Below are 25775 nucleotides of genomic sequence, written 5' to 3' on the forward strand. Positions count from 1 at the left end.
AAAACCATTATAACTGAGGATGAGCAGGCTATCTACACAAGCATCAAACCTTAAGGGATTACCATAAAATCCCAATCGATTGCCACTTAATTTGACAAGAATTGAAATTTTTATATAATCGCATCCAATTTGATGCAAACTGGATAGATAATGAAACATTTAGTTGCTCGCTCACTTAGCGCAATAACATTAGGTACAGTGATACTGTTTTCGAGTCCAACTTTTGCAGAACCTCCTAATTTGGCTTTGGCAAAAAATGAGCTCAAAAATTATCATGATTCTGGGGTTTACCAAAAAGAGCTAGCACAAGTTATTCATAAAGCACAAAAATATATCGATCAACAAGCTAGTCTCAATAAAAAAGAAAAATTGCCCAAGAAACTCGCTATTGTTTTAGACATTGATGAGACGAGTTTATCCAATTATAACTCAATGATTCAACGTGATTTCGGTGGAAATCGTCAACAATATCATCAAGATATAATAGCAGCAAATGCCCAGGCCATTAAACCTATGCTTGCTTTATATCAAGATGCTCTTGCTCATGATGTAAGCGTATTCTTCGTCACTGGAAGAAATGAATCAGAACGCAAAGCTACAGAGCAAAATTTAATTAAAGCAGGCTATAGTCGATGGGCGGGACTCTATTTACGTCCTATGAGTTATTCATCCAAATCCATCATTCCCTTTAAATCACACACACGCCAAAAAATTACGGAAAAAGGTTATACTATTGTCGCCTCTATAGGTGATCAATACAGCGATCTAAAAGGCGGGTATGCTCAAAAAGTATTTAAATTACCAAACCCCTATTACTATTTGCCTTAGTCGATTCTCATCGAGCTGTCATCAGAATCAATTTGATAATTATCCTGGTGCACCAACTTGCTTGAAATAAGGAACATCAACAAATGGATTTGTTGCTCATACATAGAGCGATCATACCCTCCTTCTAAGCCCCAATATACTCGTTCAATATGCTCCTTATTTTCTTGAACTATTTGAAAGAGACTCTCATAAAAATAAGTTAAATCCGCTTCATTGAAGCGTGTTTTTTTTGCCTCTGATTTACTCATTAACTTGCCATCAACAAATTTCCCGCAATACGCTGTTTCTGCCTCATGAGAATCCCAACCTGTAGGTAGAAAAAGCGCTATTTTCTGGCCTTCTTCTTTTGCGGTTTCTATTTGGGACTCGATTTCCTCTAAAGCAAAAATCAATGCAGGATGAACGGTTCCTGGTTTGCGAAGTGTTGCGCTTAAATCCACAGCAAAATATTGTAAATCTCCCTTTGTCCATGAATGAATTTCTTGCCCCTCATCCTTACCTTTTTTCTTGAATAATTTATTGATAAAAGAATTATCCTGTTGAGGATAAACACGAGAGTCAAAAACATCGATATGGCATATATCCATATCTGTCGCAGAGTTCATTAAAATATGGCACAAACCATCATCACGGTTAACATCTGTTCCTACAATAATGTGTTTCATAGGTTCTATGTGCGAACTTTGAACATGCTTAAGGACTATCGCTGTCTTATTCAAAATACAAAACCCACTACCTTCACTACCATAAGCATGATGCGTAGGCAGCCCAAAAGAAAAATGAATTTTCCCTGAGTGTTCTAAGGTCATCGCGATATCTTTAATTAAGACTTCTAAAGTTTTAGGTGTAATCACAATATCTGAGTTTAATTGCTTCTGTCCCTTAGGCTGGGCTTGGATACAATCCATAATAATGTGTTGCAGATATTCTGGGGAATGGACTGTTAGTACTGCGTTAAGTATCGTGTCTTCTCTAGGAATTTTGGCAAAACACCTTAATGCGGCTTGTGCATCTCCTTTATACATTGCTGCAAATAATTGACTCCAACAGCGAGGCAGCTTGACTTGATCTGTATTCATAACGGATAAGGCAGAGTCATTGTCGCTAATCTCTGTGATTAATTGGGTCATATGTTTTAAGCGATTGAACTGATCTTCTTCAGCACCAGCAGGCATTCCATGCATTTGTTCGATATCGCTCAAAGAAGGGATTTGAATACAGCATTCTTCAGTTTTTGTTTCATGCACTTCCGAAGAAGTTCGTTGTCTAAAGAAATATTGATGCATCATCTTGATTATCCTAGAAATAAAAGAAATTGGGCTTTTACTCAAGCCCAAAGTTTTTTGCCATACTTAAAGTATAGAGCATGGCAAAATATTCCCATGCAAGACATGAATTAGTGGTAGGTAACAGAATGCTCCACATCTTCTTTAACATCAATAAGTCCTTGAGATAAACCTTGGCGTTGTCCAGATTTGAGTGTGTTTGGACCTGTAAAAAAGGTTAATCCAATTCCTGTGGCAGCAGCTATGGTAGAGGTTACTCCTAAAACAACTTGGGTTTGCAATAAACTCAGCCCCAAAGCTATTCCTACAGCACTTAATGCTGAGCTAGAACCAAATGTCGTTACCAAACCAGCGATACTTGCCCCAATCAGTAATACGCCTAGAGCAATAAGTAAACCACCTAACACTTGTTTCCCTACTGAAGGACTTCCAGAAGCAAATTCAGCAATATCACCTAAACGTTTTACAGCTTGCAAATCATTAGGGTTATTGAGCGCATCTGTTAAAACACAAACTGTCCGACCATAAAAATGGTAATCGATGTATTCGTGTTTTTGTTTTTTCATTGCGACTTCGGCCTCAATTAATTCAGCCGCATTCATAATATGCTTTTGTATATTATTGGATAAAACATTGTTTCGTTTTAAATGAACCAACTTGTCATTAAAAATTTGCTCTTCTATATTGTCTAATTGTCCAGGTTGAATTGCAAAAACTCCTAAGTTTGCGTTTTTAGATACCTCAAACCATGCATTTGCACTGTAATTTGTTTGCCACTGATCAGGCAAATCCCCATGTTGAAGCACGTGAGTACTTTCCACAAGCTCCGCTAGCGTTTTTTCAAATGCAGTATCTAGGTTTTCTTGTCTTACTCGAGAATACAGATCCCAGATAAAGCCACATAGGCGCAAATAGTTGGCTCTATGCGTTGACTGAAATTGCAATGCCTCAGGATTATATCCACTTTCATAACGAGTTAACTCACCTAATCCATAACGTGCAGCAATCAAACTAATTCGTACCTGCGGAGAAAGACCTGTAAGATGGGTATCTTCGTAATCAATAAATGCTTTTTGCAGCCTATTGGCTAATGTTTGCACTAACTCTAAAGGATTTTCCTGCAGAGTCCGTAAAAATATTCCAGCAACAAGTATATGGTTGTCTAAAAATGATTTACGGGATTTAAGCTGAGTCAGTTCAGCATTAGTTTCATTGATTACTCGCTCATAAGGTCGCATTTGATTTTGGAGTGAGATACGCTCCGCCTGTAAACGCCCTAATTCCGTTTGTAATTGACTTCTGTTCCATTCTCTTGCGAAATCCCCTACATAATGCAGCACTCCATCTCTATGATGATGGTGGTGACGATCATGGTGATGATCATGCATATGATGCAACATATCTTGAGTAGCGCTGATATTTGCATTAGTAAGTTGGCTTTGCGTGATTGAGATAAGCCGGTTTGTGGTGTCCAACTGCCGTTGAAGTGGGCTAAGAAGCTGTCTTTGTTCTTCGATTATGCGTGATTTTTCCAATATTTGTGACTGGACTTGAGGTAGCTCTTGTTGCCAAGAGAAAAGATTAGCTTGATTGTAAACTACAGGGCTAACTGCGGGCATAACGATCCTCCAAGTGGGTTACATTATAAGCGCCTCGCATTATACATGTTGCAAATTATTAATTCAATGAATGCATTTTACGATCAAATATTGCTATGAATTTAGAAAAATCCTGATCTGGCGCTCACTATAAGCAAAGAGATACAATAGACATTTCTGAATCAAAAATAAAAAACATGTTTGAGGACATTGAGCCAATGACTGGAGCAAAAAAAGTTTCTGAATCTTATCTTTTTTCGCTGATTTTAATTGCAGCAATTCTCCTGGGAGGGCTCACCGGTTGTTTCTTTGGCCAAGCGACTCATTATTTAAAACCTTTTGGTGACCTTTTTCTTAATCTCATTTTTACGGCAATTGTTCCATTAATTTTCTTTAGTGTCAGTTCCGCCATTGCACGTATCGGTTCTATGGGACAATTAAGCAAAATTGCTTTTTATATGACAATTACTTTTTTATTTACGGGTATCATCGCAGCAATTTATGCTCTTTTTGTGGTAAATCTCTTTCCACCAGCTCAAAATGTTGTTTTACCATTGACTGTTTTTACAAAAACGTCCACCCTGAGTTTTTTAGATCAGATTCCAGAAATTTTTACTGTTTCGGAATTCAGTCATTTACTATCTCATAAACATATTCTTGCTTTAATCGTCTTTTCCATCTTTGTTGGACTTGCCGCATCCAATACGAATGAAAAAAGAAAGCAATGCGCTGATTTTTTACAAGCAGGCGAAGAGATTTTCATGCGTGTTTTTACATTAATCATGTATTATGCTCCGCTTGGTTTCTTTGCTTATTTTGCCGTTTTAGTTCATGATTTAGGCCCGCAATTAATGACAAATTATCTTCGGGTTGGCATTCTTTATTACTCTTTTGGACTCATATATTTTATCCTTATCAATACCTTTTTTGCCTATTTCGCAGGTAAAACTCAAGGAATAAGATTATTTTGGCGTAATATCTTCCTACCTGCAGTTACCTCAATTGCAACATGCAGTAGTGCTGCAAGCATTCCTGCCAATTTAATTGCCGTCAAAAAAATGAAAGTTGTTCCAGAAATTTACGAAACAGTAATTCCCTTGGGCACTATTATTCACAAAGATGGTTCAGTGATAGGTGGGGTTTTCAAAATTGCTTTTTTGTTTGGAATTTTTCATTTAAATTTTTCTGAACCTAGTGTTTTACTCAGTGCCTTAGGAGTTTCGTTATTAGTTGGCACCGTGATGGGGGCAATTCCTAGTGGAGGAATGCTTGGAGAACTACTCATTTTAAGTGTTTATGGATTTCCTCCCTCAGTTTTAATGATTATTGCTGCAATAAGTATTATCATTGATCCACTTGCTACAATGCTTAATGTAACATGTAACAGTGTAAGCTGCATGATGATTGCCCGTTTTGTGGAGGGAAAAAAGTGGTTTACACACTCAACATCAAGGTAAGTTATGCGTAACCATCCACCTTATAAAAAACTATGGCGTTCACGTAAAGATCGAAAAATTGCTGGGATATGCGGCGGATTAGGTATTTATTTTGGTGTAGATCCAGTATGGATAAGAATAATTTTTGTTATCTTTTTCTTACTTGGAGGCGCTGCATTTATTGCCTATATTATCTTATGGATAATCATTCCTTTAGAGCCGGAAGGCTGGCAAGACGCCTAATCCAATGCAAAAATGACTCCCGGTATTTTAGACAAAGAACATTATTAATACATATTTTAGTTTTTGCAAATCAAGGCGAAGCAATCCAGAAGCTCTCACATTGACAGTTAGAACTGGATTGCTTTACTTTCGTGGCGATTACAACTATTTTTTATACAGAAAGAAATGATCACAAGTAAATCATGCGATTAGAATACAGCGCACTTTGATTCAATTTTACCCATAATTATTTGTCCAAAGCGTGTTGAATTTGTTTTTGGATCTTCTTGTTCATAATTTTCTTTGTTGTGCATAAATTGATTCCTAGTTAATCACTATAGCTCGAGAAGTTGTTACCCGAAAACTTAATCATTCTGACGATATGGCATTGTTACATACTTTGGGACATTTATTGTCTTGATAGCACGTCCAGCATATAGCTGCGTGAACATCATATCTGTTGTATTTTTAAGGTCAATCAACGATAGTCGAAACGGCACCATTTCAAAGAGGACTCAACTTCATGCATGAGATTCAAACGGTGATACGAATCAATTTGTACCAATATTAGATTTTTCTGTCTGGGCTGTCGCGCATTAAGCGCGACGTATGGACTTTTGACACTCTAGTAATCAAAAACCTAATTAAATTTCATTCATCAAGTGTCAGAACAAATGATGAAGCATTTAAAACAGCAGCAATACGAAGTACCGATTGCACAGCAAGTTTATCCAACCCATGCTCTAATAATTGTTTTACATGTGAACTAATGCACATGCCACACCCATTAATCACAGATACTGCCAATGCGAACAACTCAAAATCAGCTTTGGACACACCAGGATTTAACATGCCATTCATACGCAAATGAGCTGGCAAAGTGGAAAGTTCCTTATTTTCTGCTAAATGAATTGCACGATAATATACATTATTCATGGCCATTAGAGCGGTTGCTGTTTTTACAGCCTGTTCTAACTCAGATGAAAGATGAATTGCTCCATCTGTTTTAATCGCATTGATCAGACTTTTATTGTTTAAGGTATAAGCTACAGCTAATGCGACACCATAAAATTGAGCATCAGTTAAACCAGACTGAGCAATATTACCAAACAGAGTACTCAAATTAAGACGAATGTCTTTAGCAAAATCAGGAATCGCCTGTTTTAATTGTTCAATAGACATAATCCGCTCCTTTAAAAACACTCCTGCTTCATTGGCAGGAGTATCTTGTTTTATAATGTTTCGCCACCAATTTGGCGATTACAAGGACACAACTCATCCGTTTGTAAAGCATCTAAAATACGTAAAACTTCTTGAGGATTACGTCCTACATTGAGTGAGTTCACACTAACATGCTGAATCACGTTGTTGGGATCAATAATAAATGTTGCTCTTAACGCACAACCACTTTCTTCATCACGCACCCCCAAACCATCCGTTAATTTTCCCTGGACATCTGCAAAACTATATTGATTAAGCTTATGCAAATCTTTATGTTCTCTGCGCCAAGCTAATTTCACAAATTCATTATCTGTGCTTCCTCCTAATACGACTGCATCCCTATCATTGAACTCACCATTTAATTTTGCAAACTCAACAATTTCTGTTGGGCATACAAAAGTAAAGTCTTTAGGGTAGAAAAATACTATTTTCCATTTACCTGGAAAGCTTGTTTCAGTAATAGTTTCAAAAGCACTTACCCCATTTTCCTCATGATTATTAAATCCTGGTTTTACAGCAACTACAGAAAACTCTGGGATTTTTTGACCAATAGTTAACATGAATTTCTCCTCATTGATTAATTAATTAAATTATAGATAGGGTGTATAATTATATAAAGTGAATAAAATCGATTTGATTAATCGAAAAAAGCGATGAATAAATTAATTAGTTTAAAACAACTCCATTACTTGATTACTCTATATGATCATCAACATTTTGGTCGTGCGGCTACGGCTTGTTTTATTAGCCAATCCACTTTGAGTGCTGCAATTACCAATCTTGAAGAAACTTTAGATGCTCCGTTGCTGGAAAGAGATCATAAAACATTTCTATTTACTTCCTTAGGGGAAGAAATTGTGCGTCGTGGGCGACTAATACTTCAACAAAACAATGAATTAGTTGATTATGCTAAAAATCAGGGGAAAGCAATGCAGGGAAAATTTTATCTTGGCGTTATCCCTACCATTGCCCCATTTATTTTAAATGACCTTCAAGTGTTATGTCAGCAGCTCTATCCTGATTTATCTCTATTCATCAGAGAAGATACAACCGATAATGTTTTAAACTACTTGGGGGAAGGAAAACTTGATCTTGTTATATTGGCTCTCCCCTATCCAACAGCAAACTTCCAAACAAAAATATTATGTAATGATTATTTTAAACTTGTTTTACCTAGAAGTTGGTTGCATCAAGGATTTGATACGGAAATAACAAAGCTTCCGGAAAACAGTATCTTTCTCTTGGAAAAGGAACATTGCCTGACTGAACATACGCTACAAGCCTGCCAACTTAAAGAAAGTGAAAAAATCAATTCGTTTTTTGCCACCAGTTTGCATACCTTAATCCAAATGGTAAATCATCAACCAGGCATTACTTTTTTGCCTAACTTGGCAATTAACAGCCGTATTCTGACAAACACGGATTTAGTTGCTGTTCCCTTGAAAAATGATCATCCCTACAGACAAATTGGTGTCGCTTGGCGCGCCACTTCCCACAGAATACAAAGCTACAACTTATTTGCAGAATTAGTGGCACAAATTGTCATTGAAAAATGTGCTGATGTAATATAAATACGCTAACACACCACAATCGATTTTTTTATTCAATTGTATTACATTTCTCCAATTACTCTTCCTGCTCGAAGCATAGGAATACTCACTGCTTCTGGGGGTGTTTCATCTGGGTGATGCGCGTCTTTAATTTGTTGAATCAACTCCTTTGTTTTTATACCAATTTGACTGAGCTCCTCGCTAAACTCTCCAACTAGATTACCAGGATTACTTTGAGCTTTATTTTCCATTGCAAACTGCTTTATCTGATTGCTCAACTCATCCAGAAATGCTTTACAACCCAACGATTTTTCATCTTTTGCCAAACGCATCATCCGTGCCATTTTGTGCTTATCCGCAGCCTCATAAGGAAGTTCATATTCATTGGCAACATGCTGCATCAGCTCCATCAGTCTGCTTTCAATAGTGTCTTTAGTACCATTTGAATTTTTTATCATGTCAATTAAGCCAAATGAATCAGCAAGTTCTTTTAAAGTGGCATTTTTTATCGTTAGATTTAAATTCCACATATCGGAATAAACAACCGCTTGTTGAATTAATGCCAATCCACTAAGGACGAAAGCAAGTTTATGTATCAAAGTATGGGTACTGCAAATAGTCTCCCGTTCCGGTGAAAGTAAGCTAGGAAGTGCAGTGGGAATTTCAGATTGTCGCAGTACACCAAACAGCGGCTTCCATAAACATTGTTCCATTTGCTGTTGATAAAACGTACCATGAACTTTGGTATGCAAGCGAAGTACAGGCACTATCTCCTTACCTAACTTATTAAGCTCTGATTCTAAACGATACCTTTTAACTAAAGGAGTAGCTTGCTCTGGTAGATAGCCTTTCAATAAACATAATGACAACTGTTCCCCTAAACGTTTATTAATAACTTGGCTAACTTGATTCGTACCTAAGCAACATTTTTCTACTAATGCCTTGAGAGTGGCTTGGTCTGTAACTGTTAACTCCTTTTTATTTTTTATTAACACTTGACTGATGATTGCTATAAGATCATCTGCTTTTTCCTGAGAGGTATTTAGTGCTCCTGCTTCTAATGCACGAAGTAATCTATTTTTTTGTTGCAATAAATCCTCAGAAGAAATCATCACACCATATTCGTGACAGAATGCTTCCAAATAGCCTAAGGCAGTGGCTGTATAAATTAAATTATGATATTGCGCATTCCAATTGACTATCTTGATGCGATCCAGATAGAAAGTCTCAGGGATAGTTTGTAATACCGTGCTTTCGGGTTGCTGCAAAACTGCCACTAATAATGCCGAAGATACATAAGAACCAAGATGTCGTGAACATAGAATGGGTAGGTCAAGTCGATAATCTTGTGGTGCACTGACAAACTTATCAATCCATCCCAAAACAAATTGAAGATTAAATTGCTTTCCAGATAATCGCTCCTGGAATTTTCTTTGTTCAAAAGCAACGATATTTTTCGAAATTAATTCACGTGATTGATTAATTTGAAAATTATTAAGCTCTAAATTAATTTGTGACATTTTATAATAAATATAATCGAGGGCTTCTCTTAGCAGGATGCCCCTGTCTTCAGTTCCATTCATTCGTTGATTCAAATCTTTAAGGAAAAGCTTCGTCTCTTGCAAATGTGCTGGCGATTCTAAAAGTTGAATTTGTTCAAACAACGCGGTAATGATTACATGTAGCCCCTCTTGTAAACCCAATGTTTCGATTTGGGTTTTCATCGCTTCTTGACCAAAAGTTTGCTGTAATTTAATGAGTTGTTGTCTGTTATTAGGAGTAAACATCGATAATGTATTGCGTATTTCGCTCAATACATCAAGGAGCAAATCTACATTCGTACTCTCTTGTGCTAAAGCTGCTATTGCCGCATTAATATCTTTTTGTGGACGTACGGTGCAAGCCTCAGAAGTAAGGAGTAATTTTGGATTTAATGCGAGCTCGTGGATCAATGCATCGTTAGGAGAGGTTATCCATTTGTTCGCCTCAAGTGAATCTTGAAGTTTATTTGATTCGTCTGAAAGCATGCGAATGCCTTCCTCACCCAGTAAAAATCGAAGCCTATTTCTTAGTGTTTCTTGTTGATTACCATAGCCTTCATATAGCTCAAGCATTCTTGGATCAAGGCTATGTAGTGCTCTAAACCTATGCGATTCTATTTCTAAATATTTTGCGACCAAAATTCTTGCAAGCTTATTACGATTGTTAGATTCCCATTCAGTGAATGTTTCATAATAAGCCATTTGCTTGGCATGAAAAGACTCTAAATAATCTCTCCCCCCTGTTATAAAAAGATGATCACTTTTTATTCTTCCACTATTTAAACCAGAAAGTACCTGATCTGCAAAAGGAGTGCTTTCTGCCAGTGGTGATGTGGAGTACGCATCTTCGTGCACATAAACATGACTCATATATGCGCATAACTCCTCAAAAGACTGGAGCATTTCCTCGGCGCGTGATAACAACAGTTCGTCAATATCTGTGGGAGCTTCAAAGAGAAATTTAGATTTACTTACAATCATATAAGCTGCTAAGAATTGGCGCTCAGCTTGGTACACATATGAGAAACTCATGCGAGAGGGTAAAATTACATCTTTAGCTTGTTCCAGATGAATTAACAACTGATGAGTTGTCTTTAATGCCTTAGGCGTCAGAATGAATTGTTCTAATTGAGGAAAAGAATTCTGATGGGCTTGTTCAAGTGACATCATATCGTGAACATAGTGAATTGAGTCTAAAGCGGTTTGTTTGAGATGCAACTGCTTCCACCATCGTTGGATAGCACAAGCTGCTCGGGTTAAATGAAGTTCCTGTTCCGTCTCTATAGTCATTTTATGAGATTTAGAGGAGCTAAAAAATGAGGTTCTATCAATTTTTAATTTCATTCCATTCTCCTTTTTTCCTATACCCTCCAATCTGGCCAAAATTAATTCGCTTTGTCAAGTTAAATTCCCTAAAAAGATCATATTTTTAGTGCGAATGGTTTGGAGTTTAGAGTTTGTTGATGCTTATTATGTTTGATACACAAGATTCATCTGTGCAAAGACTTATTGTTAGTTCTGATAAATGTGCTGTTTTAAGAAATTGATTTATATCCTTCAGTTCTTTGTGGGTCTATTTTATCTCGAATAGTGAGCGATGTTCCCAGTGAAAAATAAATTGGTTTCGTATTTGAATACGAAACCATGTTACAGTAATTTATTATTTTTTTGCCACATTTTTATTTTGGTTGTGACAATAATGATGGCGATGATGAATCGGCAATAAAATACCCAATTTCTGGTAGGTTTGTAATTGAGTCTTAGCCAATAATGTGCTGATTTTCAGTTCCACAGCGTTTCTTTTTTCCAGCAAGCCAGAAATATCGCTCCATTTCGCATTTGGAGTAGCTATTTTACCTTTTATTTGCAAACTAAGTGCACGTTTTTCTTTAACTAAAGGAATCATTTGAGCGCGCAAATTCTTCTTAATTTTAACCAGCTCTGCGCGCTGTTGAGGTGTCAATATTTTGCTAATAGATTGGCGGTATTGTGACGGTTGAGTCGCAGAAGTAGCAGCACTACTTGTCATTGATTGGGCTGATGCAAGTGATGTCCCCAATAAGCTCAAAGCCATACTATTAATTAATAAAAACCGCTTAATATTCATTTTTTTCTCCTATTTGTTTCAATATTGAGTGTAATGAATCAATGTAATAGGAATATGACAAATAAACTGTTTCTTGTAACAACAATGTTACAATACTAAATGCAAAAGAATTTATTGGTATATAATGAAGATGGAGAAATAATGCGTGAATTTCATGCATAATCTCTTCAAAATTATATGTAGCGCCTATGTTCTATCTATTCTGATCAGGTGATTCATGAGCACAAGAAAAAGTCATATATTGATTATCGATGATGATCAAGAAATTACGCATTTGATTAATGACTACTTAATTAAAAATGGATTTCGAACCACCTGGACGTTGAATGGTTTGAACATCAAGCAGCTATTAAGAGAACATAATTTTGATTTGATTATTTTAGACATTATGTTGCCAGGAATCGATGGGTTGCATTTATGTCAGATGATTCGTCAAACACACAGTATGCCTATTATTATGCTCAGTGCAGCAAACAGCATCGCAGATAAGGTTGCAGGATTAGAGTTGGGAGCAGATGACTATATATCTAAACCCTTTAGCTCTCGTGAATTATTAGCCCGAGTCAAAGCACAATTACGTCGAACTCAAGGCGAACTTGAGATTGATCGTAAAAAACTTACCCCGTTACAACAAATACATTTCGATAATTGGATTCTTGATCGCAACACACATTCCCTGATCGATAAAGATTCTGTTGCAATTCCTTTAAGCCATCGCGAATATGAGCTGTTAATCATTTTTTTAGAACATCCTGGACGTATTTTAAGCCGTGATCAATTAATGGACTTATTATATGATAAGAATTTTGACTCGCAAGATAGAACAATTGATGTCTTAATTGGACGCTTGCGTAAAAAAATAGAGATTGATCCACGTAATCCTCGATTATTATTAACAATACGGGGAGGAGGTTATCAATTCAAAACTAAGGTTGATTTGTCATGAGTCAACTTACTAAAACAGCAAAAAAAACATTAATTGGATTAATTTTAGGCAACCTTTTAATTATTTTTTCTTTTATGCAGCTGGGTAATTATTATTATGAAAATATTCGCTCTCCTCTTCCTCCTAAAGCTGTTCGCTCTTTAGTCCAGTTAGTAACGCTCTTGCAAAAAAATCCTCAATCTTTATGGCCTGTAATTTTACGCAATCGAAGTACGTCCTGGGCAGAAATAACTTTATCGTCTAAACCTTTATTCAATAAAAATGCTCTGTTGACTTTAAAGACCTCTATACTTTTTAATTTAATCAAACAAAATAATAAACTAGAATTTTCCGCATTTATAAAAGAAAATAATTGGCTTAACGTTCGCGTTATTTCTCCTTTCCCCAGAGACACAAACTCAGTAATTAGCTTATTTCTTATCTTAATTGGTGTCTTATTTTTTATTAACTACTGGGCCGTTAAAACATTAAATCAGCCAATACATACCTTAATTCAAAGTCTTCATTATAGTGAGCATCAAGAAAATTGGTTACCTATTCCCATAACTGGAAATCAGGATCAAAGAGCTATTTTTAAAAAAATTAATGATCTACAAGAAAAAGTGAATAAACTTTTGGCAAATCGTACTCGCGTAGTGACTGCAATCTCACATGATTTACGCACACCACTTACCCGTTTAAAATTGCGAGCAGAATATCTAGAAAATGATCCTAATTACAGCAAAATTCTGGCTGATATCAATGAAATGGAGCTTATGATTCGAGAAACACTCGATTATTTTAGAGATATAAATATCGAAGAAAAACCCCAGCTGTTTGATCTAGTCGCCTTAATTTCTTCATTAAGTGAAGATGCTATTGAACTCAATTATGATGTAAGTTTTATTAGTGACAAGCCCAAATTAGTTTATTATGGGACTGTTAATTTACTTAAACGAGCTTTTAATAATTTAATTAATAACGCAGTGCATTATGGCTATAAGGCCATGATTGCTCTTTCTTGTTCAGAAAATAAAATAGAAATTACAATTACAGACCAAGGACCGGGATTGGCAGAATCAGATCTAGAGCAAGTTTTCTTGCCGTTTTATCGTGGTGAGAGTTCTCGTTCACGCAGCACCGGTGGAACTGGTCTTGGATTAACCATAGCTCGTGAAATTATTCAAATGCATCAAGGAGATATTACGCTCACTAATAATATCCAAGGGGGCCTAAAGGTAATTATTACCTTACCAATAAAACCCCCTTTATAAAGCCTTAAATGATTTTAGCGGGTAAACTCCTAACATCAGGATTTTTCGAATATGCATCAAGAATATCATTGATTAATTGTTCAATAATGCTTTCTTTCATTTCATCTTCAATTAAACCAATTTTTTCTTTCATCGTATTTAATCGATTTTCGACTTCTCTGGCAACTGAGCCATTAGGAAATAATACTGCCAAAAGACGTCTAGCCTCACCAGGACCAAGGTGACGATATAAGTGATTACGCACCGTAGCATCTTCAGCTGTAGTACTAAAGGCCCATAACTCTACGGGTCCTAAGGTAAGAGTCAGTAACTGCACATTTACACCAGTTTTAGTGGCATATTGCGCCAAAAAGGTTGCCCCCCCCTCTCTAGGTCCATGTACTCTCGTACGCAAGGCTGTTTTTGCCGTATCAGAAAGTCCAAATATTGACGTTGTTTTTTCTATCGCTTGCGATGGGCCTGCATCCATAATGTAAATGGAAGTAGCGAAATCTATCATTACAGGATCAAAATCCTCTACCGACTGTGAAAGTAATGCGATTTGTACTTTCCACTTACGTCCTTCCCGCATATCAATAATTACCTGCTCACGAACTGCGGAAGACTTTGAAGTACGATGGAACTCATCATAAACGATCCGTTTATGATCTTCGCGAATTTCCTGTACTCTTTGCTTATGATATTCCTTATATTGTTCTGGAATATTATTTAAACTTTCTTCAGTTAAATAATAATGTCTCGCTAAAACATAACGCGCCAACATATACATAACCGCAGTTTGTCTATCCGCTGCATCCCCCCCGCTTTTAGCCACTTCATCCAGGTCTAGAGATACAACACGTGCATCTCCGATGTCAAAACTGCTAACGCGTGACAATATAGGATATTCGCGAACTGCCGCAGAGATCATTCTCGAAAATGCATTGATTAGTGATTCGCCAGTAGGAGCAGTGATTCTTTCATATAAATCTTCAATAGATGGGGTTCTACAAATTGATGCGGCATCAGCCAATAAAGGCATCGCATATCGTTGTGCCAACAGAGCTTCATGGGTAAAACCAGCTGAATAAAGTGAATCTGTTACTTCCCACCATGTTGATTTTGAATCGCGAACAAAACCAATTTCCTCCAAAATACTATCAATAAATTCCTCAACCCCAGGAGAATAAGGTGAAGGATTATATTCATCAGCTAAGCTTTTATATAATTCATCCACCACCATACCTGCAAGATCAGGCATACCATCGTAAGGTTTTTCAGCACCTAAAGGTGTGGTTAACAAAGTAATAAAGTTAACTAAAAATGCACGCTCTAATGCAGTAGGATACCGACAACCTAATTGCGTATCAAAAGGATTAATAGAATATTCTGGTGTCATTCTTAAACGATGATAAGCAACTAAATGTCGTTTCGAAGCTGGCAATGCTTCTTTTAATAATGAAATAAGTCCACTACTTGATGGCCCAATATCAATGATTGCGATGCGCGGTAGGCGTAATAAACCACCGGATAAACATAAAGCAAGATTGATCGCATTTGATAATACAGATTTACCAGAACCAGGGCGTGCATAAACTAAATCAATCCAGGTGGTTTGTTCCGTTGATCCAGGTTGGAAAGGCCAAGGCTTACCATCCGGTGTTCTAAAAAGCAATGCTCCTTTAGTCCAAGGTGAAGCAGGGCGTGTTATTGGTAACATGGAAATGACAGAGCTAAGAGGAGCAACTGTGGGAACTGCGGTGCTGTTGAGAGTAGCCCCTAGCATGCCAGAAACAAATCCGCCAAAAGGATCTCCACAAATTTCAGAGACATCTGTTGAACCCCAACCTTCAATCGCTTTCACTAACTCCGAACTTCTTTGACGCAATAAAGCTAATTTGTCTTCAGGTGCCCAAGTTGTTGCAACAACTCGTAAGCGAACTATTGATTCATCCGTATTAAGATGTATGTATTTTAATAAATTGACCGAATCACTAATCAGGCGGTTCTGTGCAGAACTAAAACTCAAAATTGCGGATAAAAGCCCTTTTAGTTTAATGGTTGAAAGTCCTTCACTCTCAATGAGAAATGAAATTCTCCATGGCACATGAGACGGTAATATACGTGCAAATAAATGAATAAAAGGTCTTATATCCTTTGGAAATAAATCAATATATGTTGATGAGTAAATTTTATCCCCAACCCTAATTGTGCGCAGATCTAATACTTCTGCATCACGAGGAAAGACTTGTTTTGCTAGCGAAGGCCATAATAAGTCAGAAGCATCACCCTCAAACTGATTGATTTCTCTAATTGTAACTTTGTCACCTGGTAAACTCGCACGCCAATCATCAGCCGTATAATCTGGATCTGCAGTCATACGGATGGCATGCAGCGCATCATGAACTTCCATTAATTTCGCGAAAATATTCAAAGACCCAAGATCATTCATAATAGAGCGAACATAGGCATCGTGGGTATCACGCAATTCAGGTATTGCCGCATAAAGAGTTTGGGTATTCTTGAAAGGAGGCGCTTTGAGCTCCTTAATCATCTGTGTTTTGGCTTTATTCGCCGCTTTTAATTGCTCGGAAGTTAAATTAAATGGTCGTGTAATGAGCACAAAATAAGTGCGTTCCTCTGCACAATACAATGACATGTAGTTGACTCGTTCTTCAAATAAATCAGTTAAATTCAATTCGAGTCGTTTAGCTGTTGCAACTGCTGGCTCATAAGTGTCATTTATTAGCTTTTTTATATTTTGCTTATCATGACTAAAATAGACTTGTAAAGCATGTCCCGGGCGTCCCATAGCAGCTTGAAATGCGTTTGTTAACCCTGAGATTAAATGTTCAAACTCTACACTTCCTGCAAGTGCTGATATGCCTTCAATTTTTAAAACAGACAATAAAGAACCATCATGATTTACTAATACAGTCGGACTATCAGCTGTTTCTAAATCAATATATGATTCTGTTGTTTGCTTAAGCGAAGTACTTAGCCAGGCAAAGAAAGTATCTACTCCCTCGAAAAAAGATTCTGACCAATGCGCCATTGTGTTCCTCACATTTAACTTGAAATTTCTTCTAAAGCACTAGCAGCCCATTTTTCAATTTGTTTGCGAAATTTTGCTCTGGAAGGCAATAGAAGTATATTTTTAAATAACTTAGATCTTCGTTCATCATCTTGTATACCCGCATCAATTAGAAGTTGACCGAATATAGCTGGATCACTTGTTCCCTCACCAAATTTTTCTTCAACCATTTGCGATCTAAATTTGAATCCTCTGTAAATATTTTGCGCACTTGATTTATAGCCTGTGTCATTGGTAATAGCACAAAATAGTACATGGCATAAACTGTTTAATTCAGCTTGGGTAAGCTCTGGAAGATAAACTAAAGTTCCTCCACCATAACCACCCACTCCTACTGACTCAATAAAAAAGCATTGCGCGCAAAAGCAGCATGCTGTCACTAAATTATCTACTTTATTATTCGTATAATTATTATCAAGATTTACTATTTCTTGAAATAATCGAGCCTGAAATCCACAGAATTTACAGGTGTATCTGTCTCTTTGAAATATCTTTTGCTCAAAAGCTTTAAATCGTTCATCAACCTTTCTGGCTGAATACAAACGCCATGAACCTGGCGTAGCCATTAATTTTAATTTAAATTTTTCTTGATTAACCGCCATATTCTTGGCTCACCTGAATGCTCTATTTTTACTGGCAATTATTCGCTGTCTATTTATTAAAATATCCTCTCTCATTTTGAGAGAGGATGTTTGAAACTAATCCCATTATGATACAAGCAAGCCATTTCTAGCCACTAGTATAAACGGTACCAGTAGGACCAGCTGTTTTACCACCGCTTGAGCCGAACATTGTTGATCCAGTAACGCCTAGTATTGAAGGCAGGAACAATAACGCAGCTGCGATAAAAACTAAAGCAATCGGTGTTCCTATTGGAATTTGGGTTGGGTTATCTTTGTGCTGCTTAAATTTCATAATCGCACCAATGGAAAACCCTAGACCAGCTAGATAAGAACCAGCAGTGATTAATTTGGTTAAGTTTGTAAATGATGAGGTAATTTGTGATGCCATAGCACCTACACTCATACCACCTGCTGCCGCATCTTGGCTGACTAAAGCCAAAATGCCCAAACAAACCATACTGGATAACCAATACTTATAACTTGATTTACTCATGACTTTACTTTTCACCATATTTCTCCCCAATTTTAAAATTAAACAAAACAATTTGTACAATTAAGAACCATACAATGTATTATTAATCATTTGAATAGTACCTACTATATTAATTGCTAATATTCCTCCAAAAACATGGACCAAACCCTTTCCAGTCCCTCCTGGTGGTTGTCCCTGTGAAGCAGAACGTGCAATCAACACCCACCCCCTTACAAAGGCAACTAAGCCAATGACTTGAATAATAATAGTCAGCGATCTTCCAACCGGACTTGAAGTACCAAAAAGCGTATCCAGCGTTGGGTTACTGCCACCTGTTGGTGCATACTGAAGAACATTTGTATAACCGAACGTGGTTTGCATCATTGTTTCAAATGCAGATGGAAAATAAATAAATAGCGCACCAACAAACAAATAAATTATAGGCTCTTTGATACTCGAATTACTCGACATCATTGTTCGTGCTTCACCATATACCTTTAAACTATAAATCGCCTTAAATAAAAAAGCACAACCAATAAGATAAGCACCTCCTGTAATTAAACGCTCTACAGGTATTAAATTATTTGCAACATTCACCAGAATGTTTATTTCACTTGATAACCAACACGCTGCTGTTCCGCCTGTACATGTATCAGCCATACTAAACCTCAACTATCGTCTTGACTAAACTTAATTACTCGACCTGAGCTTGTTAACACGCGACCCTGTAAAGAGTCGATTAGTTTAACTACCCCATATCCTTCGATTTTTGATCCTTCTCTTACTGTAAGTGTAGAACCATTTGTGCCAATTAGCCAAGCTCGACCAGGAATTACTGCATTAATATAGTAAATAATTTGTGGTGCTGCTGGTTGAACATGAATTATCCTTTTGATTAATTTAGGTTTCGTACGTTCCATCAACACATTAATTTCTTCAGATTGTTTTGCCACTTGATTGCTTAAATCACTAATTACCTGATTAAGTTTAGAGATTTGTGCACTTAGAGCATTGACATTATTGTTCACATTGCCCACTTGCTGATTTACTGAACTAACTTCTGTTTGAACTGTTTGCTGTGTCGCTTCAATTGAGGCTACTTTTTGTTTTAACTCTTTGCTCTCTTGAACAACGGGTTGTGGTATTGGTTGCACTTGAGGCTGTTCTATTGGCTGTTGCGGAATCTCCGTTTCAGGAATCTGCTGGGGCTGCTGAGGAGTGGGTGTGATTTCAGCTACAGGAGCAGGAGTTATACTTTCCTCTGTAGGGACTTTAGACGATTTTCCAAAGAAGATCCCTCCAACGAATTTATACATTAACATAATGAATACAACAACACCTACCGCAATTAGGGCATTACGCTTAATGTTTTTTCTTGGTTCAGCTCCGCCTTGCCCCATAGAAGCGCTGCTTTTGGGACTGTATTCAGGATTCTCAATAGAATCATTTTCTAGAGAATCCAGTTCAGCGAATTTATATTCATCATTTTGATCATTATCTGCCATTTTTACCCGCCATTAAATAGTTTTTACGTCCTGAGTAAATAAAACCCCTACGGGAGTTCCTGAATAAACCTCGACGGTAGGAGGTGTATTAAATAATACCTGGGCTTGTTGTCCCCATGTCTTACCAACATCCGCCAGCGCAATTACCGCATTTTCCAAGGTAGAGCGACCAACACCATTTGCAATGGTCACATTATTCCCGGTACCTGTACCACCAATAGTTACCGTTGTATTCGCGGACTGGAATGCATTTCCAAATCCCTCTAAGAATGACGACGCAAATAAAGAACCATAACGCATCAGATAATGATTATTGGTTTTACTTGAAAGAGCGGTTCTTGCCGTATTTGGATCAATTGCATAGGCAGAAATTGAAATTGTTTTTGGTGCACCTGGAATTGACATTGTATTAAATGTAATAACCATTTTGTTCGCGTTTGAAGGCAAATTAAAGCTACCAATTAACTTAGTACCTTTAAGTCTTCCCGAAATGATAGTAGCAAGAATAGGTCCTGGCTCATCACTATTGACTGAAGTATCAATCACTGCAAAGAGAACATCACCAGTCTTAATCATATTAACATCATTATTTGATACTATTGTTGTTGTGGTCTGAGTAGTTGTTCCTCCTGATGCAACAGTACCCGCTGCAGCAACAGCTATAGCTTTTTCTGAATTATTTCCTTCACTATAAGATTGCGTAGCCACACCTTTCCAATCGTTTAACAATGCATTTGCTGCATTTAACATATCACTACTCTTTTGGGCGATTTTTTGTTGGTATTTTTGCTCAGCAGCTAACTGATTCTGCTTATTTAGTATTGCTTGCAACTGCTGACTACTGTTATTCGCATTACCTTGCGATGTAGTAGCCGTAGCTCCCTGCCCTACTGTTGGTATACCATTAAGATTGAATGCCCCTTGCTGGAGATTTGGATTGCCTAAACCAGCCACTTCTGATGACATTGGATTATATCCAGCGCCTTGTATTTGAGAAGCACTTAATCCTGCATTTTTTAAATCGTCCGCACTATAACCAGCATCAACCAAATCTTTAGCTCCAAAACCCGCAGCTCTTAGCTGTGTTGCACTAAACCCTGCATCTTTTAACTCCTTAGCACTAAACCCTGCATCTTTTAATTCAGCAGCGCTAAATCCTGCATCCTTTAGTTCTTTAGCACTATAACCCGCGTCCTTTAGTTCTTTAGCACTATAACCCGCTGCTTTGAGTTGAGCAGCACTAAAACCTGCATCCTTCAACTCTTTAGCGGTGTAACCTGCATCTTTTAATTCTTTCGCGCTAAAGCCCGCGTTTTTTAAATCTGCGGCACTAAAACCCGCGTCTTTTAGTTCTTTCGCGCTAAAGCCTGCATCTTTCAAATCTTTCGCACTAAAGCCTGCGTCTTTTAATTCTTTCGCACTAAAACCTGCAGCTTTTAGTTCTTTCGCGCTAAAGCCTGCATTTTTTAATTCAGCTGCAGTAAAACCTGCATCTCGGAGCTCTTTAGCTGTATAACCAGCATCCTTTAATGCCTTTGCAGAACACCCTAGGGTTTTCTTAATTGCCAATGCACTGACACCAGCCGCTCTTGCTTTTTTCAAAGATTCAACACTGCAGTCTGCAACTCGCCCCGCTGCAATTGTATCTGCTGGGGTAAGTCCTGCATTTGCCAGGTCCTTATTAGTATATCCACCTGTAAGTAGCTGCGAAGGTGTAAATCCTGCATCAAGCAAAGATTGGGCACCAAAACCCGCATTTTTTAAATCGGAAGCAGTAAACCCGACATCTTTTAAATCCTTGGCAGTAAATCCTGCATTCTTTAAATCTGATGCTGTAAATCCTGCATTTTTTAAATCAGCAGCACTATAACCAGCATTTTTTAATTCTGCAGCACTAAATCCTGCACCTCTTAAATCCTCAGCATTAAAGCCGGCATTTTTTAAATCTTCTGCACTAAATCCTGCTGCTTTTAACTGTTCGGCACTGCATCCTGCATTTTGTCGAATAAGTGCAGCAGTCACTCCTGCAGCTCTTTCTCTTTTTAGCGCCTCTACATCACAACCTGCCTTCTTAATTGCGTCTGGGTTAAACCCTGAGGCTAATGGCCCTTGTGCTGCATTAATGTCTGCTGGCGAGTAACCAGCGCCTGCAAGAGCTTGCGGTGTAAAACCAGCATTTAATAAATCCTTAGCAGTATACCCTCCGGACTTTAACTCTGCGGGAGTAAAGCCAGCATTTTTCAGATCCTTAACACTAAAACCTGCATCTTTTAAATCTGCGGCAGTAAATCCAGCTGCTTTTAACTGTGCTGCGCTACACCCTGCATATCGTCTAATGAGTTCAGCACTAATTCCTGCTGCTTTTTCTCTTTTTAAAGCTTCTACATCGCAACCAGCTTTCTTTATATCATCAGGTGTAATTCCGGGAGGTAATTGTCCTTCTGCGGCATTGATATCACCTTGAGAATAACCTGCACTGGCGAGGTCTTGGGGTGTAAAACCAGAATTTAATAGATCTCTGGCACTATATCCTGCTGCCTTTAATTCTGCAGGAGTAAAACCTGCTGCTTTTAGATCTGCAGCACTAAAGCCTGCTGCCTTTAGATCTGCAGCATTAAACCCCGCTGCCTTCAATTCAGCGGCAGTGAATCCTGCATCTTTTAAATCAGCTGCACTAAATCCTGCTGCTTTTAATTGTGCTGCGCTGCATCCTGCATATTGTCTAATAAGCGCCGCACTTACTCCTGCCGCTCTTTCCTTTTTTAAAGCCTCAACATCACAGCCTGCTTTTTTGATGTCATCAGGTGTAATTCCAAGTGGCAACAAACCTGGCGCTGCATTGATATCAGCTGGAGAAAAACCCGCTGCCTGTAATGCCCCAGCAGTAAAGCCTGCATTCTTTAGATCTCTTGCACTAAATCCTGCAGCTCTTAAATCAGCGGGACTAAATCCTGCATTTTTTAGAGCCTGTGCACTAAAGCCTGCCTCTTTCAAGTCAGCTGCGCTCAATCCCGCTGCTTTCAAATCCGCGGCACTAAAGCCGGCATCTTTTAAATTTTTAGGGCTAAAACCGGCATTCTTTAAATCATTGGCAGTAAAGCCAGCTGCCTTCAGGGCAGCAGCACTGCATCCTGCATATTGCTTAATAAGTGCAGCACTAACCCCTGCTGCCCTTTCCTTTTTCAATGAATCAACATCACATCCAGCTTTTTTAACATCATCGGGTGTAATTCCAGGAGGCAACTCAGTTTCAGCTGCTTTAATATCTGCTGGAGAATAACCTAAATTAGCAAGATCCTCTGGTGTAAATCCGGCATTTAATAAGTCTCTAGCAGAGTATCCTGCTGCCTTTAAGTCTTCAGGTGAATAACCCGCTCTTTTTAAATCTGCTGCACTAAATCCCGCATTACGTAATTCTTTAGCGGTAAAACCTGCTGCTTTGAGTTGTGCTGCACTGCAGCCACTAATACGTCGAATAGCAGAGGCAGTAACACCTGACTTGCGCAATTTAGTTAAAGCATCAGCACTACATCCTGCTTTTAAAACATCATCGGCATTCACCCCATTAGGCAAACCACTGGCTTTAGCGATTTCCTCTGGAGAGTATCCTGCACCTTTTAGTTCATCATCAGAAAAACCAGCGTCCTTAAGTTCTTGAGCTGTAAATCCTGCGTTGCGCAATTCGCAAGCATTAAAACCACAATCCTTTAATCGCGCCGCACTATAACCTGCATCTTTAAGTTGTCTTGCATTGTATCCGGCGGCTTTCAATTCTTTACAGGGACACACTTGACCCAAGTCTTTTAAACCATAACCATTATCTTTCAGCTGTGCGCAACTGCATGCACCCTTTAAATCGCTTAATTGAGCTCCTTGACTTACCACCTGGGACACAGCAGCTTTAGAGCATCCTCCGTTTTGTAATGCCTGCAACCAAAGACTTTTTTGTGCCCCTTCTTCATTTTCTCTAGCTAAGGTAACAAAACCAACACCAGTTTGCCCGCCTTGTGAACCAATTACACCAACACCTTCGCCTAGTGCTTGAGTTCTGATAATTGTTGGAATAGCACTCCCACCAGTTTTTTCTGCTTTTTCTGCCTGGTTGACATTCTGCTCTTCCTGCAATCTCGCATATTGTGCTGTAGGATTAAGGACACCGGGAATTGATTGAATAGCTCCTGGAGCATGGCTAAGAGTAGCTGTAGCTGATGGTCCAGAACCAGCTCCTCTCAATTTTATATACCCTATCACTACCGCTAATATTAATAAGGATAATGTAAAAATAATAATAACCCGAGTACGCGTATTCGAAAAAAGCGACTTTAAATTTTCTTTTTTTCCAGCCATTTATAACCCTTCTACCTTGAGCTGCATGACCTTCCCATGCCAGGAAACTAATAATACCGGAGATTTTTGCATTTCATATGCATGCGTCCCATCTGCGCTGGTCATACTTGCTAACCAGCCCGGTGACAATATAGTAAGATTGGTTCTAACATACATTCTGTCGTTGGCTAACCAAGCCCTTGCATCCCCTCCTGTAATCACCAAGCGCTTGCTTGCTGGAGGTGGCACACCATCTAATACATGAAGAAGTAATTCACTCGCTGAAGGAGGAATTCCTGTCTCTAAAGGCATTGTTTTAGCATTGGGTCCATAACCTTGTACACGTAAATCAACCCGATAATCCACTGCTTTTTGTCCAGGTATTAAAGTAAGCATAACAGGGGTATTTAAACCTCGTAACCGAACGGCTAAGTTACCATAATTGTATGCTTTCGTTGCTTGAATCATGAGCGTATTACTGGTTTTATCCCATACAATATTAAAAGCGTTAGGATCGCCTAAATCATAGGCTCCAATTGGCCAAGGAGCGCCTGAAGAATCAAGAAATACTAATGATGAAACAAACCCTTGAGCCAAACGAATCACAGGTGGAGTTGAACCAGGAGATAAGTTAACAAATTGAGAAGTTGCTGTTGGCTTTGGTGGTGTTCCTACAGGAGAAGCCTTAGCATATTCCATCGTGTCATTCATTTGCTTTAGTTGCACAACTTGTTCCGTGTTCAGTGGATACAAATTTTTTGTCATGTCTCTAAAGGCTTTATTATTGATTACCTCTTCATCGTTTTGGCTTACCACGACCGGTTGGTTCGCAGAAGGGGGAGGTGGTGGTTGAGGTCCTTTGCTTGGTTGTGGTTTAGGTGCCTTATAAATATCATTCGCTAATGGAATAGGAATATTATTATTTTGATCTTGGGCAGGTGCAGGGTTTGGTACTCCTGCTGAGTTCTGTCCCGCTTGTGCCCCCTGGTTTTGTCCGGCCGGTTGATTTTGTGACAAGCGTTGTTGTAACAAACGTAACTGCTGCAACGCTTGTTGCGCACTATCATCCTGTGCAAAAGCTGAACCAATCATGGTGTAAGTCCCGCAGAGAAAACAAAAATTTACAAACCAATTCGACTTGTTCATTAAGATACCCCACCAGCGGCAGGCCCGACTACAAATTGCGATATACCAATTCCTCTAGGCGAGTTTAAAGGAGAAACACGCGTAATTAACATAGTTACCACATTATTTTGTTGTGTGAATTCACTCGCACTTTGATAGGTTACTAATATAGGCATTTGTACACGCCAAGAATAATTTCCATTTAATACCCCTTTTTGCAAAATAATAGGCGCTCGCGTTGCTACCGCAGACACAATAAGCTTTTTAGCTTTCACTGCATCCAAGTTATTTGATTGTTGCAAAGCATTAAGAAATTGATCCCAACCTTCGGGGGTAAAAAAACCGGAAGAAGCTTGCAATTCATCTCTATAATTAACGAAATTATATGTGAATGCCGCGATTGCAGCCTGATTTGCCCATTGCAAAACTGCGGAGTCTGATTGGTTTGGCTCATTTAAAGGAAAAAGTGGTGTAATTCGACCATTAATGCTCGTAGCAAAATATTTAGGAGCTGGCGGATGAGTAATCATATAGACCAGCATAAATGCCAGTATTATATTTACTAGAAGAGCAATTAACAACGCAAGGACTACCTTACGCTGACTATCCTTATAAAAGGTGTTTCTTAATGCAACTGTTGTCAAGGCATCTTGGGCCATAATA

General features: G+C 38.2%; 20 protein-coding genes. 6 read left to right on the forward strand and 14 right to left on the reverse strand.

Annotated elements, in window-relative coordinates; translation table 11 throughout:
- Positions 1 to 150: 150 nt before the first annotated feature.
- Complete coding sequence (locus EL220_RS14210) at positions 151 to 828, forward strand: HAD family acid phosphatase (RefSeq protein WP_027269611.1); 678 nt, start codon at positions 151 to 153, stop codon at positions 826 to 828.
- On the opposite strand, the gene EL220_RS14215 is transcribed toward EL220_RS14210, so the two are convergent.
- Together EL220_RS14215 and EL220_RS14220 are read right to left on the reverse strand one after the other, a co-directional pair.
- Positions 825 to 2117 (reverse strand): arginase family protein, encoded by a 1293-nt coding sequence (locus EL220_RS14215; RefSeq protein ID WP_027269610.1) that lies wholly within the window; start codon positions 2115 to 2117, stop codon positions 825 to 827. The two genes, EL220_RS14210 and EL220_RS14215, sit on opposite strands and share 4 nt — an antisense overlap.
- Before the next feature lie 107 nt (positions 2118 to 2224).
- On the reverse strand, positions 2225 to 3733 hold the full coding sequence (locus EL220_RS14220) for a hypothetical protein (protein ID WP_027269609.1): 1509 nt from the start codon (positions 3731 to 3733) through the stop codon (positions 2225 to 2227).
- Between the two features lie 197 nt (positions 3734 to 3930).
- Here EL220_RS14220 and EL220_RS14225 point away from each other — a divergent pair, with 197 nt between their 5' ends.
- Positions 3931 to 5169 carry a dicarboxylate/amino acid:cation symporter gene (locus EL220_RS14225; protein WP_027269608.1) on the forward strand — a complete coding sequence of 413 codons (1239 nt, stop codon included), beginning with the start codon at positions 3931 to 3933 and terminating at the stop codon, positions 5167 to 5169.
- Between the two features lie 3 nt (positions 5170 to 5172).
- Positions 5173 to 5391: a PspC domain-containing protein gene (locus EL220_RS14230; protein ID WP_027269607.1), complete on the forward strand. Its 219-nt coding sequence runs from the start codon at positions 5173 to 5175 to the stop codon at positions 5389 to 5391.
- A gap of 630 nt (positions 5392 to 6021) precedes the next feature.
- Here the strand turns inward: EL220_RS14230 and EL220_RS14235 are convergent.
- The gene (locus EL220_RS14235) at positions 6022 to 6552 is read right to left on the reverse strand and encodes a carboxymuconolactone decarboxylase family protein (RefSeq protein ID WP_027269606.1); all 531 of its coding nucleotides are present in this window, start codon (positions 6550 to 6552) and stop codon (positions 6022 to 6024) included.
- 50 nt (positions 6553 to 6602) lie between these two features.
- A complete protein-coding gene (locus EL220_RS14240) occupies positions 6603 to 7151 on the reverse strand; it encodes a peroxiredoxin (RefSeq protein ID WP_027269605.1) in 549 nt (182 codons plus the stop codon).
- 93 nt (positions 7152 to 7244) lie between these two features.
- On the opposite strand from EL220_RS14240, the gene EL220_RS14245 reads away from it, so the two are divergent.
- Entirely contained in the window at positions 7245 to 8162 is a 918-nt protein-coding gene (locus tag EL220_RS14245) for a hydrogen peroxide-inducible genes activator (protein ID WP_027269604.1), read from the forward strand.
- 41 nt (positions 8163 to 8203) lie between these two features.
- On the opposite strand, the gene EL220_RS18245 is transcribed toward EL220_RS14245, so the two are convergent.
- Together EL220_RS18245 and EL220_RS14260 are read right to left on the reverse strand one after the other, a co-directional pair.
- The gene (locus EL220_RS18245) at positions 8204 to 11026 is read right to left on the reverse strand and encodes a TCP11-related protein (RefSeq protein WP_162162557.1); all 2823 of its coding nucleotides are present in this window, start codon (positions 11024 to 11026) and stop codon (positions 8204 to 8206) included.
- 316 nt (positions 11027 to 11342) lie between these two features.
- On the reverse strand, positions 11343 to 11789 hold the full coding sequence (locus tag EL220_RS14260; protein WP_027269602.1) for a hypothetical protein: 447 nt from the start codon (positions 11787 to 11789) through the stop codon (positions 11343 to 11345).
- A gap of 217 nt (positions 11790 to 12006) precedes the next feature.
- Here EL220_RS14260 and EL220_RS14265 point away from each other — a divergent pair, with 217 nt between their 5' ends.
- Complete coding sequence (locus EL220_RS14265; RefSeq protein ID WP_027269601.1) at positions 12007 to 12735, forward strand: response regulator transcription factor; 729 nt, start codon at positions 12007 to 12009, stop codon at positions 12733 to 12735.
- Positions 12732 to 13988: a sensor histidine kinase gene (locus EL220_RS14270; RefSeq protein ID WP_027269600.1), complete on the forward strand. Its 1257-nt coding sequence runs from the start codon at positions 12732 to 12734 to the stop codon at positions 13986 to 13988. The genes EL220_RS14265 and EL220_RS14270 overlap by 4 nt, the downstream gene beginning before the upstream one ends.
- 4 nt (positions 13989 to 13992) lie before the next feature.
- Here the strand turns inward: EL220_RS14270 and EL220_RS14275 are convergent, their stop codons facing one another.
- The 8 genes from EL220_RS14275 to EL220_RS14310 form a co-directional block, all read right to left on the reverse strand.
- Complete coding sequence (locus tag EL220_RS14275; protein WP_027269599.1) at positions 13993 to 17022, reverse strand: type IV secretion protein IcmB; 3030 nt, start codon at positions 17020 to 17022, stop codon at positions 13993 to 13995.
- Positions 17023 to 17036: 14 nt separating this feature from the next.
- Positions 17037 to 17663, reverse strand: a complete 627-nt coding sequence (gene icmJ, locus EL220_RS14280) for a type IVB secretion system protein IcmJDotN (RefSeq protein ID WP_027269598.1) — start codon at positions 17661 to 17663, stop codon at positions 17037 to 17039.
- Positions 17664 to 17790: 127 nt separating this feature from the next.
- Complete coding sequence (locus EL220_RS14285) at positions 17791 to 18195, reverse strand: hypothetical protein (protein WP_035905548.1); 405 nt, start codon at positions 18193 to 18195, stop codon at positions 17791 to 17793.
- Between the two features lie 42 nt (positions 18196 to 18237).
- Complete coding sequence (locus EL220_RS14290) at positions 18238 to 18816, reverse strand: hypothetical protein (RefSeq protein WP_003635139.1); 579 nt, start codon at positions 18814 to 18816, stop codon at positions 18238 to 18240.
- An 8-nt stretch (positions 18817 to 18824) separates the two neighbouring features.
- Positions 18825 to 19661 carry a type IVB secretion system protein IcmG/DotF gene (icmG, locus tag EL220_RS14295; protein WP_027269596.1) on the reverse strand — a complete coding sequence of 279 codons (837 nt, stop codon included), beginning with the start codon at positions 19659 to 19661 and terminating at the stop codon, positions 18825 to 18827.
- Between the two features lie 12 nt (positions 19662 to 19673).
- The gene (gene dotG / locus EL220_RS14300; protein ID WP_027269595.1) at positions 19674 to 24008 is read right to left on the reverse strand and encodes a type IVB secretion system protein DotG/IcmE; all 4335 of its coding nucleotides are present in this window, start codon (positions 24006 to 24008) and stop codon (positions 19674 to 19676) included.
- Positions 24009 to 25133, reverse strand: coding sequence for a DotH/IcmK family type IV secretion protein (locus tag EL220_RS14305; protein ID WP_027269594.1), 1125 nt, complete (start codon positions 25131 to 25133; stop codon positions 24009 to 24011). It lies immediately after the preceding gene.
- On the reverse strand, positions 25133 to 25771 hold the full coding sequence (locus tag EL220_RS14310) for a type IVB secretion system apparatus protein IcmL/DotI (protein ID WP_027269593.1): 639 nt from the start codon (positions 25769 to 25771) through the stop codon (positions 25133 to 25135). The genes EL220_RS14305 and EL220_RS14310 overlap by 1 nt, the downstream gene beginning before the upstream one ends.
- Positions 25772 to 25775: the final 4 nt, after the last annotated feature.

Source organism: Legionella sainthelensi (assembly GCF_900637685.1).
Lineage (GTDB): Bacteria > Pseudomonadota > Gammaproteobacteria > Legionellales > Legionellaceae > Legionella > Legionella sainthelensi.